The organism is Bacillus sp. ISL-4 (genome assembly GCF_018613275.1).
Lineage (GTDB): Bacteria > Bacillota > Bacilli > Bacillales > DSM-1321 > Peribacillus > Peribacillus simplex_E.
Genome location: NZ_JAGGQN010000040.1, coordinates 38,615 through 54,444, shown reverse-complemented (window position 1 = coordinate 54,444; position 15,830 = coordinate 38,615). Strand labels below are relative to the sequence as shown.

The window sequence follows — 15,830 nt, the reverse complement described above, 5'->3', positions numbered from 1 at the left end:
ACAGTTTACTGTGGGAGGCTTTTTCATGCTCATCGTTATTTGTATTCGCTTCCCTGGTACTTTAAAATGTTAAAAAAAGTTTTCACTTTCAACATTTAATGCTTGAAGCTCATATGTGTTTATTCTCAGGGTTCACTTCTTTAATCCTCCTGATGTTCCATAATCTTTAATCGTTAATTTTATATTGTAGTTGATCAGGGTTTCACTGAATGTTTGGTCCCAATCCTTTTTAACCTTCTTCCAAACTTTGGGGTTCTCAATTCTCAATCGATTTCCGAAGCCAGCAACGTCCACTCGGTATTCTTTTTGCATTTTTTCTACTACATTTCTCACCAAGCGTTCCACTTCTTTTTCAGAGGATTTTTCTGCTTTTTTTAGGAATTCATTTTTAAAAGTATTTCCCCGATCCACCCAAGTTTCAGATAGCCTTCCCTCTGATTCGATGTTTACATCAAAAGAGATGTTGTTTCCATTAACTCGAGGTATAATACTGCTTTTCATGGACTCTATCTCATACACAATCAGCTGACCAGTTTCTTCATCAAAGCTTTTCACTACACCGCCTTTTCCCTTGCCCGTTATCCATGTGACGCCCTCCAGTTCCTCCTCATTCAAAAAACCAGTCATTTTGTGTGTCTTTCCATCGACCACGGCAGCTCCCGCAAATTTGACTTCCCCATTCACAGATAGTACATTTTGCAGCAGAAAACTAGATTCTGATTTGACCTTACTTTCTATTTTAATAAGAGACATAGGAGGCAAAATTCTCGCTGTTCTATAGGCATTTTTCACAATGCCAACCAGACGAAACGCTGGAATTTCGCCTGCTGTCTTTGTTTCCAGTGTGTTGCTTGCTCTTCCTTTACTGATGAGCACAAGACAGCTTGGTCTAAAATCATTATCACGAAGATTAAGATCAAGTAATTGTTCCAAACCATACGATTTTGCAAGACTTTCACTTATAACAATCACTTTCATATGGTGAGCGGTTAAGGGTTGTTCACTTCTCAATGATAATTCACGAGTCATTTGAAGGACGGAATCTCCCGTTTGAGAAACATTAACATAAGCTTTTTTTTGTGGTCCGGCTTGTTTCGTTGTTGAACTTGCTACTTGTGGAGTGATAATTTGATAGGTTGAAGTAATCAGGTCTTTTCTCAAATATCTCTCCCCTTGTTCATTTAACTCTTTCTCAACGAAGGTCTTCTTTCCTGTATCAAATGCCAAACCTACTCCTAAACTTTGCTCTTCAATTTCATGACTGCTCCAACATCCTGTAAGAAATAAGAGCAAAAGAACGGAAAGGGAAACGAAGAGAGGCCGGATATTTTTATGGGTTTGTTTCATATTTTCCTCCCTTTACTCTTGAGATAATAAGCAGGAGAAGCGGAAGTAAACCAAATAAGAACATTGCGACATTGCCGAGGAAATCTCCAATTTTAAAGAGGTCATTGATATTCTTCGGAACCATTGCAATGATGTAGAGAATTGGAAGCAACCCAAACATAAATGGGTGAATGCCCTTTTTTGAAAGTTGAGCCAGCCCTAAAGCAGCTGCATAAAATGTTATGGTGAATGTGGAAAAAATTTGCATGATCCATACCACGAGCAATAAGGATTCAAACCGTTCAAAGATCAAACCGGCGACTTCAAAACTTCGAATAAGATCAAGTGTCGGCCATGTTCTCGTGACCACTCCATCAATAGATAATGCCCCGATAACCAATACGACCGTTATCACGTAAAAAATCAATGGAATGGAAACTCCAACAATAACCGCTTTTACTGCTTTTTTTGGCTGATTCATAAACGGAAGAAGCAGTAACATGATTTCAGCCCCTGTAAAAGCGAGAGCCGTTGTTTTTACTCCTTTAAGTACAGGGATAACTCCTTCTCCTAATACCGGACGCAGATTATCGATTTCAAATATTTTAAAGCTCATAAAGGTAACAACCAAAAAAAGGATAACTGTCAAAGGCAATATAATTTCAAAAAGACGGGCAATCGGGTTAATGCCGCCGAAGATCAGATAGAGACCCACCCACATAAACATCATAATAATTGCCCAGGTAGGCGTACCTTCAAGAAGTAAAAACCTTACAACCTCCGCCATTGAACGGATCTGAAACCCGGAGGTCGTAAGAAAATAACAGATTATAACTAAACTGAGTAACCCACCCACCCATTTTCCAACAATATCATTGATGTATTGATAAAAGGTTTTTTCGGGAAACCGTTGGCTTAATTTGGCCATGATGACCCCCGCGATTATCGCGATAACTCCGCCTAAAATAACGCTTATCCATACATCTGGTGTATGTACCTTCTCCGTAGATGATCTGGGTAGGGTGAGTAATCCTGTACCGAGTATAAAGTTGATGACAATGACAGCTGCTTGAGGAGTTGTAATTTTGTCTTTCGGACTGAGAATCATTCATTAACCACCCTTTCACCGATAGGTTATCCTTTACGCATGGGGTTTTTTGTATGCATCATCTTTGGACGGCGTTTCATCATCATAAGTGGCATGCGAACCATCAGGTCTTTCCACTCACTTAAGCGATAAGGAACGGCTGGACTCAAAAAAGGCACACCAAAGCTTTTTAATTTTACTAAATGGCTGCTCATTAAAAGAAAAAAGAGAATGACCCCGTACAATCCAAAGGTGGCAGCACACAGCATGGAGGGAAAACGAAGAATCCGTAATGTAAACCCAGCACTATATTGCGGAATGGAAAATGATGAAATGGCGGTTAACGCTACTACAATGACCAAAACAGGGCTAACGATCCCTGCCTGTACAGCAGCTTCCCCTATGATTAGACCGCCGACAATTCCCATTGCGGGACCGATTGGCTTAGGCAATCGCAGTCCTGCTTCCCTCAAAATTTCGATGGATATTTCCATGAACAATGCTTCGATAAGTGCCGGAAACGGTACCCCGGACCTGGTTCCTATAATGGAGATGGCCAGTTTGGTCGGAATCAACCCTGAATGAAATGAGATAAAAGCTATATACAAAGACGGTGTAAAAAGGGCAAGAATAGCTGAGAGGTAACGAAGAATCCGTATGAATGTGCCAGGAATCCACCTTTCATAATAATCTTCCGGTGATTGCAACATCATGCTTAAGGTAACCGGAACGATTAAAGCGAATGGCGTCCCATCTAATAAGATGGCCACTCGACCCTCCATCAAAGCTGCCATCACGCGGTCGGGACGCTCTGTATTCTGTACCTGCGGAAAAGGGCTAAGGTAATTATCTTCGATAAGTTGCTCTACATAACCTGATTCCGGCACATTATCAATATCGATCTTCTTAATTCGGTTTTCTACCTCTTGAACTAATTCGGGATCAACAATATCTTTTATGTAAGCAACCACCAAGTCTTTTTTTGAACGCTTTCCTACTTGAAATTTTACTAAGGATAAATTCTCGATTTCACCACTAGCCCTTAAAAAAGAGGTATTATCACTCAATGACTCAGTGAAACCGACCCGTGGACCTCTGACTAATGCTTCTGATACCGGCTCTTCGATCGTCCTTGTTTTAAGTTTTGTAGTTCCAAGGATCAGCGCATCCATTGATCCATCAATTAAAAGAGCGGTAGAACCTGTTAGTACTTTAGATGCTAACTCTTTAATGGAACGTACTGCTTCTATTTCACTAATGGATAACACTTCATTTTTTATAAATTCTTTTGAAATGCTTCCTTTGAGGTAGGGAAGGTCCTGGTTATATTCCTCTGAAAAATCAACCATCAATGAAGGCATAATATGCTTATCAATGAGATCTTTATCCGATAGTCCATCCGTAAAAATGATAACTGACCGTACACCGGTACGCCCTAGATTAAATTCCCGAAAATGCACATCCCAATTATGGCCGATTTCTTGCTTAACACATTCAAGATTAGAATTAAAATTATCTGTAAACTGACACGTCGCATCTTGGGGGGGAGTTGCTTCTTGTTTGTCTTTATCGGTACCTTTTCCTTTTTTACCAAACTTCCACTCTTTCATCATCATCACTCATCCTTTGAGGTACGAAGCCAATTAAACAATTTGCTGATAACAAACGGAATAACAAACGTAATAAAAGCTTGTATAAAAACCTGCCATTCTGGAAGGTAGGAAACAATCGTTTTCCACATTTTCATCCCCCTATACTTGGCTCAGATAGCAGCTAAAAATTTGCAAAATTCCTTTATATCTCAAATAGTATTAATATCTTCTGCATTTCTTATGCAATGAAGTTAAAAGCCATTAGCCGTTTTACATCACCTTATACTTAGTATTAGCTATGTAGAAAAAGTGATTTTGATAGTGGAGGAGAGAAGGAGGAGAAATCGATTCTGGGACTTATCCGAATGATCATGGTGAGATTTAATGAACATGAATCGTGAACAATTTATTGGAATGTATTAGTGAAGCTTTTAGAAAGTAAAAAAGAGGGTGTTTTTTTATCGGTGCTTTTCCTCGTTGAAATTGAGAAGGTTTATGCTCAAGAATTGAAATGTAATTTTAAAAATATAAATATCAAATTGAAATGATGTTCAAAATCATATATACTGAAAATTGAGAATTATTGGTAAATATTAGCTAGCTTTGGGAAATATCCGTATTTATCAACTTAAGAATAAGATACCCAATCGCTACCCGGAACGAAAAACACGATGATCGCTTTATAGGATTGTGATGCGGAATGAATGAGAAGATTTTCTTTCGATATGGGTCAAAAGGCAAAGTTGTTCCTTAGTTACTAAAGTGCGATTTTAAAGGGGTGGAAAATGATGAATATATGGACAAGCTGCACACTTAGTTCAATTCTGGCTCTTTCCTTACTAGCACCATCCGTGTCTTTCGCTACTGAAAATCCAAATCTGGAAGCCGCTTTGAGTAAGGAAAATGCCAGCCAGTATTCCATGTTAAAGAAAGCAAAAAAACCTGAAGAAGCGGGCTTTTCGTCTGAAAAGCTGGAAAAGGTGGATCAGCTTATTGAAATGGAGGTGGCTGCCGGTTTCCCTGGTGCTGCCCTGATTGTCATAAAGGACGGAAAAATCGTTAAAAATGAAAGCTACGGGTACAAACAGAAATATAATGAGCATACACCTCTTAAGAAGTTTCGGAAAATGGAAAATGAAACGTTATTTGACCTTGCTTCAAACACGAAGATGTATGCAACTAATTTTGCCATTCAGAAATTGGTCAGCGAAGGCAAGTTAAATATCCAGGCAAGAGTCCAGCAATACATTCCTGAATTCAAAGACACAAAGGAGGATGTGATCAAAGGAAAGGATAATCTGAGGATTATTGATGTTCTCCATCATACAGCAGGGTTTAGACCTGATCCGCAATATCATAATCCAAAGGTTTCGAAAGAACTCTACTCCCAGGAAAGGGATAAAACCATCGAGTTCATTTCCAAAACACCGCTCACATATGTTCCCGGAACACAGAATGTATACAGTGATGTCGATTATATGCTGCTTGGCGCCATTGTTGAAGAAATAACGGGTAAGCGGCTTGACACTTATGTTGAAAATGAATTGTACAAGCCGCTTGGTTTGAAAAATACAAAGTTCAATCCTCTTCAAAAGGGCTTTAAGCCAATGGATTTTGCTGCAACTGAATTGCTTGGTAACACCAGGGACGGCGTGATAGATTTCCCTAACATTCGCACATACACACTTCAAGGGGAAGTACATGATGAAAAAGCCTTTTATTCGATGGGGGGCGTTTCAGGGCATGCAGGTCTTTTCTCGAATACGGAAGATATGGCCGTCCTCCTGCAGGTGATGCTGAATGGCGGGGGATACGGTAAACATATGTTGTTTGATCAAGAAACCATCGATGAATTCGTCGCACCTTCCGCGATGAATCCGACATATGGACTAGGGTGGAGACGAAATGGCGATGCTAGCATGGAGTGGATGTTCAGCCCTTATGCGAGCGACAGTGCCTACGGTCATACTGGATGGACTGGGACGGTAACGATCATTGATCCGGAGATGGATTTAGGGATTGTTTTACTTACTAATAAAAAGCACTCTCCGCTCGTTAACCCTGTAGCCAATTCCAATCAGTTTTTTGGCGACCTCTTCAAAACAGGAAGCTATGGAAGTGTTGTTACTGCGATTTATGAAGCATTGGAAACGAATGAATGAATATCACCATAAAGTAAAAGGCCTCCGATTAAAGTCGGGAGGCCTTTATTCTTGTTATATGAATGTATGAATTTCTTTTAGCCACACTTTAGTTTTTTATACAGTTTGGGCAAGGATCAGATTTTTGTATGCTCCGTCTTGATGGAGCAAATTATTATGGGCACCTTGTTCGATGATTTCCCCATTTTGTACAACGGTGATGCGGTCGGCGTGTTTAATTGTCGCCAACCTATGTGCAATGACAAGTGTTTTCCGATTTATCGAGAGTCGTTCCGATGCTTTCTGAACTGCTTTTTCGGTCTCGGTGTCTAGAGCTGAAGTGGCTTTATCAAGGATTAATATCGGGGGATTCTTCAGGAATATACGAGCAATCGAGACACGCTGATTTTGCCCTCCCGATAATTTCACTCCCCCTAAAAGATTTATTTTTAAAAAAATATATTGACTGAACAGCTTGTATCCGCTTACAATAATATTAGTTATTAGTGAATTTAGAAAATTGTAAAAGAGGTACCTGCATGACAAAGGAATTCGACAGAAGAATCGGGCGCCATGCAATCATGTACGCGTTTGCGGACGAAGAGGAAGAAGTCATATTGACGAATGATCTAAAGCGGATGGATTGGCTTTATGGAAAAGGTAAAGTCGGTTCAATGGAGCTGCAGAAAATAGTTGCGGCCATTGAGACATCAGCGAAAAGACTTGGGTTAGTCAATCCCGATATGTATCGTGAAATGCATGCGCTGTATCATGCGATCATCGAAGCACTCCAAGGAGTGACACGCGGCCAAGTCGAGCTTGGCGGCCTTTTGAGGACTGCGGGCCTTCGGTTTGCAATCGTTCGGGGCAGACCGTTTAAAAACGGGGACGAAGGTGAATGGATTGCTGTCGCCGTGTATGGAACGATTGGAGCACCGGTTCGGGGATTTGAGCATGAAGCCGTTGGCTTGGGAATTAACCACATTTAAATAATTAAAAGCCTATAGTTATTTTAGTGAAATAGGGGGCTGTATTGAAAGACTGGATAAGTCTGTCAATATGGCCTCCTTTTGTGTGTTTAAAAAAAGAATAGGGGTGCAGGAAATGATTATGTTAACGGGTCAAACTTTAACGATTGAAGAAGCGAAAAAAGTATTGTATGGAGAGGCATTTGTCACGGCTTCTGCCGAGAGTGTTAAGAAAGTGGAAAAAAGCCGGGAAGCGGTTGAAAATATCGTGAAACAAAAGAAGGTCGTCTATGGCATCACAACAGGTTTTGGAAAGTTCAGCGATGTTTTGATTGATGCAGAGGACGCAGAGCAGCTACAGTGGAATTTGATTCATTCCCATGCGTGCGGAGTCGGGGAACCATTTCCAGAGGTGGTTTCGAGAGCTATGGTCCTTCTCCGTGCCAATGCGCTATTAAAAGGGTTTTCAGGCGTACGTCCTGTCGTCATAGAACGTTTGATCGATCTTTTGAATGCTCATATTCACCCGGTCATCCCTCAGCAAGGTTCTCTAGGAGCAAGTGGGGACTTGGCGCCGCTTTCCCATTTAGCGCTAGTATTGATGGGAGAAGGGGAAGTGTTTTATAAAGGAGAGCGAATGGAGGCCATCGTAGCTTTATCGAAGGAAGGCATTCTTCCAGTGACACTTAAAGCAAAAGAAGGTCTTGCATTAATTAACGGAACACAGGCCATGACGGGGATGGGCCTAGTAAATTACATTGAAGCTGAACAGCTGGCCCATCAAACTGAAGCGATTGCTTCACTGACTTTAGAGGGATTACGCGGCATTGAAGATGCCTTTGATCCGGATGTTCATCTAGCACGCGGTTACCGCCAGCAAACAGAGGTTGCGGAACGGATCCTTCGCATGATCAGCGGCAGCCAGCTCATCACCAAGCAAGGAGAACTGCGGGTACAGGATGCTTATTCGCTCCGCTGCATCCCCCAAGTGCACGGTGCATCATGGCAAACTCTTGATTATGTAAAAGAGAAATTGGAGATCGAAATGAATGCTGCGACGGATAATCCGCTTATTTTTGACGATGGGGAAAAGGTTATTTCAGGGGGTAACTTCCATGGCCAGCCGATTGCATTTGCGATGGACTTCATGAAAATCGCTGTTGCTGAGCTTGCGAACATTTCAGAGCGCCGGATTGAGCGACTCGTCAATCCTCAGCTGAATGATTTACCGCCATTCTTAAGTCCGTCGCCTGGCTTGCAGTCGGGAGCGATGATCATGCAATATTGTGCAGCTTCACTCGTCTCTGAGAATAAAACACTCGCACATCCTGCAAGTGTTGATTCCATTCCATCTTCAGCGAACCAGGAGGATCATGTAAGCATGGGAACGATTGGGTCCCGACACGCACATCAAATCATTCAAAACGTTCGCCGCGTTTTGTCGATTGAGCTCATTTGTGCCTTACAAGCGGTGGAATACCGTGGAATAGAAAAGATGGCTCCGTTTACAAAAGAGTTTTATACGGAAGCAAGAAAGCTCATTCCAAGCATTACACAAGATCGTATCTTTTCAAAAGATATCGAAGCAACGGCAGGCTGGTTACATCAAATCGATTGGAATTCATTTATTAATAGGAGTTTACCTACAACATAATATGAAGTGCGGAATATCCGAATAAACGTTAGGCTTATAGCCCTTTGACTTGGGTTTTAAGCCTAACATTGTTATGTAAAAGCAACATAGATCCCAGAAATCCAAAAAGGTCCCGGCATTAGAGAAAATGACCTTGAAATAGTAATAAATGCAGGAAATGACCATTGATGGAATGATCGGCTTTACCTATTCGTGCTAGATTAAATATGCATTTTTGGAGGGGAATCTAATTTGGAAAATCGGCAATTGCAAACACCTGTCATAAATGAACAAAACCAGCCGTCAAATACTTTACAAAGGAAGCTAAAAGCGCGCCACCTTACGATGATATCACTGGGCGGTGCAATTGGAACAGGGTTGTTTCTCGGAAGCGGTCCAGCCATTCACTCTGCAGGACCTGGCGGTGCTTTGGTCGCTTACGCCGTAATTGGTATAATGGTTTATTTTATTATGACAAGCCTTGGAGAACTGGCATCATTTATGCCAGTCAGCGGAGCTTTCAGCACCTATGCTTCGCGTTTCATCGACCCAGCATTAGGGTTTGCGCTTGGTTGGAACTATTGGTTCACTTGGGCGATGACCCTTGCCGCAGAACTATCTGCCGCAACGATGGTAATGAAGTTTTGGTTTCCTGACAGCTCGTCTTTTTTATGGAGTTCTTTGTTTCTAGTTTTGATATTCTTATTGAATTACGTATCTGTTAAAGGGTATGGAGAAGGGGAATATTGGTTTTCCCTCATTAAAGTCGCAACCATCATCATTTTTATTGTTGTCGGAATATTGATGATATTCGGAATTATGAACGGAGAAGCGATTGGTTTTAAAAACTTCACAGTTGGTGACGCTCCGTTTGCCGGTGGTTTTTTGGCAACATTGGGTATCTTCATTGCTGCTGGATTTTCTTTTCAAGGTACAGAAATAGTCGGTGTTGCAGCCGGTGAAAGTGAAGACCCGGCAAAAAATGTACCTCGTGCAGTTCGCAGCATTTTTTGGAGAATCTTCCTCTTTTACATCCTGGCCATAGTTGTTATTGGATTGATCGTTCCTTATACGAATGGCAATCTGCAGGGACATACGATCATGGTTAGCCCGTTTACGATGGTGTTTGAAAAAGTGGGACTGGCATTTGCTGCATCCGTGATGAACGCCATCATTTTGACGGCCGTATTATCCGCTGGTAATTCAAGTCTTTACGTGACAAGCCGAATGTTGTACTCAATGGCAAATGAAGGGCTGGCACCGCGTATTTTCGGGAAGCTTAACAAGCGCGGCGTTCCCGTTTGGGGACTGGTTGTCACTTCACTTGTAGGGATGTTGGCCTTTTTTGCTTCCTTTTTCGGTGATGGAGTTATTTATATTTGGCTTATGAATGCGGTTGGAGTCACTGGATTTATATTTTGGCTGGGTATAGCGGCAAGCCATTACAGGTTTAGAAAAGCTTATATTGCACAAGGGTATTCACTGGACGACCTTCCCTATAAGTCAAAATGGTTTCCTTTCGGACCGATATTTTCCTTTGCTCTTTGTTTTTTCGTTTTATTGGCGCAAAACTATCAGGCCTTCATTGGCGCTGACATTAACTGGGCAAGTGTAATTGCTGCCTACCTTGGCATCCCATTCTTTTTGATAATGTGGCTTGGTTATAAGTTCATTAAGAAAACAAAAGTAGTTCCGCTAGAGGAATGCAAAATCGATTTTGATGAACATAGGAATGTAAAATAGACATAAGACTTCTTTAATAATTTATTTGGATTAATTATTAAAAAATACAACTTTCTTTGTTAAGAAAGTTTGCAGCCTTGAAATGACATGGTTCCTTACCGCCAAAGAAACAAAATAAACAATAATTTGAAGTTGATTCCAGTTTATTGAGCCGAAGTAACTGTTGGAGATGATTGAATCAATACGCATAATATCAATTTCATTTAAGGAATATGCCTTTTTTATCCCCTCCTAGGTAGATTAAATAATCTACCTAGGAGGGGATTTTTTTATTGGCGAAAAGGGACAAACATATAAAACGTGAAGTAGTTCGATTAAAGTTGGAGAAGGTTCATTGAATTTGTGCTCTGTTAAAAAGGCAAGAGATTTCCTTGATATAGCCTAGTTAACGGTTTTGTAAAGCAGAGATAAACCCTGCTAAAAGGTTTGGAGGGTTATTTGGCATGGCCATGAATAATGTAACAAAAGGATATAAAATAATTCAGGTGTAATTGGGGAGGAAAGAATGGACATTATAATTTTCATTACAAAATGTTGAGTCTAACGTCTATATCAAATGGTCTATGAACATGTTGGGAAATAATTGTTCATCCATTTATTTAAATGTCCTTTCTTCTATATACTCACCGATTTTTCGGAACTTATCAAAACGTTGTTGGCGTAGAATGCCTTTATCTAATTGACCAAGTTCTTGTAATGCTTTTCGCAAGGTTTCTTTGATAAAGTGCGATTGAAGTGGGATGTCAATATGTGCTCCTCCTACAGGTTCTTTGATGATCTCATCGATCACCCCTAGTTCCATCAAGTCCTTAGCCGTAATTTTCAATGCCTCGGCTGCTCGTTTTGCTTGTGTGGCATCCTTCCATAATAATGCTGCTGCTCCTTCAGGTGAAATAACCGAATAAAATGTGTTTTCTAGCATGTAGATTCGATTGCCGATTCCAAGAGCCAATGCACCACCACTCCCACCTTCACCAACTACAAAACAGATGATAGGCACTCCAAAACTTGCCATTTCACGAAGATTGAGGGCGATAGCTTGAGATTGTCCGCGTTCTTCGGCTTCACGACCTGGGAAGGCTCCTGCCGTGTTGATAAATGTTACGACGGGGCGATTGAACTTATTGGCTTGTTGCATAATTCTTAGGGATTTTCTGTAGCCTTCAGGTTGCGACATGCCAAAACGACGATAGATATTGTCTTTAGTATTTTTACCTTTTTGATTTCCTAAGACAGTTATAGGCATTCCTTCGAAGGTAGCTATTCCTGAAACCAATGCAGGATCTTCCCCATAAAGTCTGTCACCATGAAGTTCAATAAAGTCTTCAAAAATATGGTGGATATAATCTAAAGTAGTAGGGCGTTGTTGAATTCTGGATAGTTGAATTTTATCCCAAACTTCCATATTCTCGTTAAGATGAATTTTGATTTCATTGACTTTTTGCTCAAGATTATTTATTACTTCGTTAAAGTCAAGATTATGCTTTGTAGACACCTCTTTCAATTCAGCAATTTGATTTTCCAGTTGTTTTAATACTTGCAAGTTCATCGTTTAAAACACTCCCTGAAGTTGAGATGATGGATTTTTAAAATGGTTGTTAATGATTGTTTTAATTCACTCCTATTAACAATCATATCCAGTTGCCCATGGTCCAATAAAAATTCAGAGGTTTGGAAATTTTCCGGAAGTTCTTCTCTTATCGTCTGTTCAATTATGCGTCTTCCTGCAAAGCCAATTAAAGCTTGTGGTTCGGCAATATTGATATCACCTAATGAAGCGAAGCTAGCAGAAACTCCACCCGTTGTAGGATTCGTTAAAACGGATACGAAAAGGATTTTTTCGTAGTTTAGTTGTTCTAAAGCAACACTCGTTTTTGCCATCTGCATGAGGCTAAGAATTCCTTCTTGCATACGAGCTCCGCCGCTTGCCGAAAACAATATAAATGGTTTTCGTGTTTTTAATGATTCCTCAATGGCTCTTGTGATTTTTTCACCGACTGCTGAGCCCATACTTCCCATACGGAAACGAGAATCCATGACACCAATCACAATCGGATAGCCACCTATGGAAGCTTCCCCGGTAATAACCGCATCATTTAATGCAGTCTTATTCTTATCAGAAGTTAATTTATCTTTATATTCAGGGAAGTTCAGCGGGTCAACGGAAATTAAACTTTTATTGAATTCCGAAAAAGAACCACTATCTGTAAGCATTGAAATGCGGTCATAAGCTGTAACCGGGTGGTGATATTGGCATTTCGGACATACATTCAATTCTATTTTCATAAGAGATTCATCAAAAGTTTCCCCACATGATTTACAAGTAAAGGGGATTGGAGTAATGCTTTTGTCTATTTCAAAAAAAGAATTCGATTCTATTTTTTCTCTCTTTAATGGATAAATCTCCATCAATCCTCCTTTGGTAAGACCGCTTTTTACAAGTTACGCTCACCGTTGTGTTTTTTAGCTTTTCATTAAAAAGTTTTATACAATCAGCAATCATCCTAGAGAATGAAGATTTTATTTGGTGGGTCTTCATTATGAAATTATCTATTCCTGTATGAATGCATTTTTACTTGGAAAATCAGAAACGATTTTATCAGGGAAATACATAGGCTTGTATACAAATCGAGTATACAAACATTAAAAAACACTTATTATCTTCTATATAGAGAATAAAGGTTATCGATGGCTTCACCATTGATCCAGTTTTTAGAAAGAGCGATTTACCAAATAGCAAGGCGTCATTTAATAAAGCGAATACTCCCATTAGTTGGTGTAAGCTCATAATATGCAATTACTAATATAATTGAATGGGTCATTCTTCCATGGATAATATTTTATTGGTTTATCAGATTGTTAAAAAGATAAAGATTAATAGGAAGGGGCAGATTAGGAACACATAATAAGAATTCAAAATGACATCCAGCTCCTCTTTTTCGAGAACCCCATGCTTCATACACAGCTCACGGACTTTCCGGTTGCCGCAGCTTCGCGAGCAATACGGAGAGCTGTCTCATAGCCGATATGATACCGACGCTGCTTTCCACATTTTCTTACAGGATCTCTTCATTTGCAGCAATAATTAAATAAAGTATTTACTCAATATACAGAAGGTGCTGTACATAATGCTGGAAGAAAATATTCTTTACAGCATGGAAAGCTTGTACAGCCAAAGAAGCTATGAATGGGTTAATTGAAGGAAGGCAACCCACTAACTAAAGTAGCCATATTTTTTGTACTCCTGGTTTTATTCGTAAAGAGTATTCGATTGTGAGATAATTTTACATTTAAAAAAAAATGATAAATCGTGTGTCTAGAAATATATTTTCAATGTCGCGTATTTTGCTTTAACCGTTGATAAATCAATGTTTATAGAAGGATGGTGCCACTTTCATATGATGCACCATCTTAACATATGTACTCAACAATTCCGCCGCACATCATTTGAATTTATATTCATTGTTTGTTAAGGTAATGAAGTACTTTAGGGAGAACGGTTTATTCCGTGTGATGGGAATGACCAAAACTCTAAAAAATAAAAACCATTATATTTCAGTTGGTATATGCTGTGCCTGTTAGGTTCCTCAGTTGTATTGCACCTCTTTTCCCTACTTGAAATGCTCAAATTAGACACATTGGGAATCCCATAATCATTTTCAATGCGTATGGTGTCATACTGCAAGTATAATTCCACCTGGTTAAGGAAAATGAAGTACTTAAGAGGGTAATCTTTAGTCCAAGGTTTGGACAGAAAACTCTAAGTGGAAATCGTTTATATTACAGTTGGTATATGTTGTGCCTGCTTGTTTCCTCAGTTGTGATTGCACCTCCTTTTCCTACTTGAAATGCTCAATTAATCACACATACATAATCCAAGTAAAGAATTCCTTCTTGGGAACAATAAAAATAGAAGGTCCTGTGCAAGAAGGTGACACTCACATATGTGTCAATTCCGTTTTTTTACCTCAATATGGTATAGAACAGAAGAAAAAAGTGTATGGGTAGAATCGTTTTTAACATTTCGATTATTTCAAGGTACTTGTGTATTAATAATCATCACTCGCATAAAACGGGGGAATTCAGCAAAACTGAATATCATATGGGCAACTATTAGAATGAGGTGACTTGATGAAGCCGTATGTTGAAGTCAGAAATGTCTCGAAAATTTTTGGCAAATCTCCAAAAGCAGCAACAGACTTATTGAAGCAAGGCAAATCGAAAAGAGAAATCTTGAAAGAAACGGGACAAACGGTCGGAGTGAATAATGTTAATTTCGAGATTTATCCCGGCGAGATTTTTGTCATCATGGGCCTATCCGGAAGCGGAAAATCCACTTTGATCCGCATGTTCAATCGTTTGATCGATCCCACTTTAGGTGAAATCTTAATTGATGATGAAGATATCGTGAAGATGAACGCTGCCCGGTTAAGGGAAGTAAGACAAAAGAAAATAAGCATGGTCTTTCAGAACTTTGCTTTATTTCCGCATAAAACGATATTGGAAAACGCTGAATTCGGGCTCGAAATTCAAAAAGTGGATTCAGCAAAACGTCATGAAAAAGCGATGAAGGCTCTTGAGGCCGTTGGATTGAAAGGCTACGAAAATCAGCTGCCATCACAGCTTAGCGGCGGTATGCAGCAAAGGGTTGGGTTAGCCCGGGCACTCGCAAGTGATACGGATATCTTATTGATGGATGAAGCCTTCAGTGCCCTTGATCCATTGATTCGTAAGGATATGCAGGATGAACTGATTCAAATCCAAGATCAGTATAAAAAAACGATCATTTTCATTACACATGATCTTGATGAAGCATTAAGAATAGGGGATAGAATTGCCCTCATGAAAGATGGAAGTGTAATTCAATTGGGAACCCCTGAACAAATCATGATGAATCCAGCCAATGAATTCGTCGAGAAGTTTGTGGAAGATGTTGATCTATCAAAAGTATTGACAGCGTCTCATGTGATGATACGCCCAGAGAAGATCGCGGTGGACAGAGGTCCGAGGGTTGCCTTGGAAATCATGCGTAAACAAGGTTATTCCAGCATTTTTGTTGTGGATAGAAAGCAGACGTTATTGGGGGCCGTGACTGCTGAACAGGCTCGTCAGGCAATGAGCAATAACCAATCGATCTCAGAAGTGATGTCAACCGATATCCCAACTGTAAAAGAGGATGAATTACTTGGAAACCTCATGGATGTGATGGCGACTTCAAGCTTGCCAATCTCAGTCATCGATGATCAGAACAGAATTAAAGGAATTCTTCTTCGCGGTGCCGTTATCGGTGCTTTGGCAGGAAATAAAGATTCCTTGAATGAAATGGAGAGTGAATAATTC

At 40.0% G+C, this 15,830-nt stretch carries 11 protein-coding genes and 1 pseudogene; 5 read left to right on the top strand and 7 right to left on the bottom strand.

Annotation, left to right across the window (positions count from 1 at the left end; genetic code table 11):
- Window positions 1-132: 132 nt before the first annotated feature.
- Genes J7J00_RS21860 through J7J00_RS28365 form a run of 4 tightly spaced genes read right to left on the bottom strand, consistent with a single transcriptional unit; the run spans window position 133 to window position 4,154 of the window.
- Window positions 133-1,347: a Ger(x)C family spore germination protein gene (locus tag J7J00_RS21860; protein WP_214794573.1), complete on the bottom strand. Its 1,215-nt coding sequence runs from the start codon at window positions 1,345-1,347 to the stop codon at window positions 133-135.
- Complete coding sequence (locus J7J00_RS21855; RefSeq protein WP_214794571.1) at window positions 1,331-2,434, bottom strand: spore germination protein; 1,104 nt, start codon at window positions 2,432-2,434, stop codon at window positions 1,331-1,333. Before J7J00_RS21855 ends, J7J00_RS21860 begins: the two co-directional genes overlap by 17 nt.
- Window positions 2,435-2,460: 26 nt before the next feature.
- A complete protein-coding gene (locus tag J7J00_RS21850; RefSeq protein ID WP_396020598.1) occupies window positions 2,461-4,023 on the bottom strand; it encodes a spore germination protein in 1,563 nt (520 codons plus the stop codon).
- 5 nt (window positions 4,024-4,028) lie between these two features.
- Window positions 4,029-4,154, bottom strand: coding sequence for a hypothetical protein (locus tag J7J00_RS28365; RefSeq protein WP_286201514.1), 126 nt, complete (start codon window positions 4,152-4,154; stop codon window positions 4,029-4,031).
- A gap of 639 nt (window positions 4,155-4,793) precedes the next feature.
- Here J7J00_RS28365 and pbp4b point away from each other — a divergent pair.
- Window positions 4,794-6,167, top strand: a complete 1,374-nt coding sequence (gene pbp4b, locus J7J00_RS21845; RefSeq protein WP_214794567.1) for a penicillin binding protein PBP4B — start codon at window positions 4,794-4,796, stop codon at window positions 6,165-6,167.
- A gap of 96 nt (window positions 6,168-6,263) precedes the next feature.
- Here pbp4b and J7J00_RS21840 read toward each other — a convergent pair.
- Window positions 6,264-6,578, bottom strand: a pseudogene (locus J7J00_RS21840) (ATP-binding cassette domain-containing protein); the annotation flags it as partial.
- 107 nt (window positions 6,579-6,685) lie between these two features.
- Between J7J00_RS21840 and hutP the strand changes: the two are divergent.
- From hutP to J7J00_RS21825, 3 genes are all read left to right on the top strand, one after another.
- On the top strand, window positions 6,686-7,135 hold the full coding sequence (gene hutP, locus J7J00_RS21835) for a histidine utilization transcription antiterminator HutP (protein WP_207439498.1): 450 nt from the start codon (window positions 6,686-6,688) through the stop codon (window positions 7,133-7,135).
- Between the two features lie 115 nt (window positions 7,136-7,250).
- Window positions 7,251-8,768, top strand: coding sequence for a histidine ammonia-lyase (gene hutH, locus J7J00_RS21830; RefSeq protein WP_214794563.1), 1,518 nt, complete (start codon window positions 7,251-7,253; stop codon window positions 8,766-8,768).
- Window positions 8,769-9,092: 324 nt separating this feature from the next.
- On the top strand, window positions 9,093-10,490 hold the full coding sequence (locus J7J00_RS21825; RefSeq protein WP_214794614.1) for an amino acid permease: 1,398 nt from the start codon (window positions 9,093-9,095) through the stop codon (window positions 10,488-10,490).
- 595 nt (window positions 10,491-11,085) lie between these two features.
- On the opposite strand, the gene J7J00_RS21820 is transcribed toward J7J00_RS21825, so the two are convergent.
- Window positions 11,086-12,039: an acetyl-CoA carboxylase carboxyltransferase subunit alpha gene (locus J7J00_RS21820; protein WP_214794561.1), complete on the bottom strand. Its 954-nt coding sequence runs from the start codon at window positions 12,037-12,039 to the stop codon at window positions 11,086-11,088.
- Window positions 12,036-12,899, bottom strand: coding sequence for an acetyl-CoA carboxylase, carboxyltransferase subunit beta (gene accD / locus J7J00_RS21815; RefSeq protein WP_214794559.1), 864 nt, complete (start codon window positions 12,897-12,899; stop codon window positions 12,036-12,038). The genes J7J00_RS21820 and accD overlap by 4 nt, the downstream gene beginning before the upstream one ends.
- A 1,722-nt stretch (window positions 12,900-14,621) precedes the next feature.
- On the opposite strand from accD, the gene J7J00_RS21810 reads away from it, so the two are divergent.
- Entirely contained in the window at window positions 14,622-15,827 is a 1,206-nt protein-coding gene (locus J7J00_RS21810) for a quaternary amine ABC transporter ATP-binding protein (protein WP_214794557.1), read from the top strand.
- Window positions 15,828-15,830: the final 3 nt, after the last annotated feature.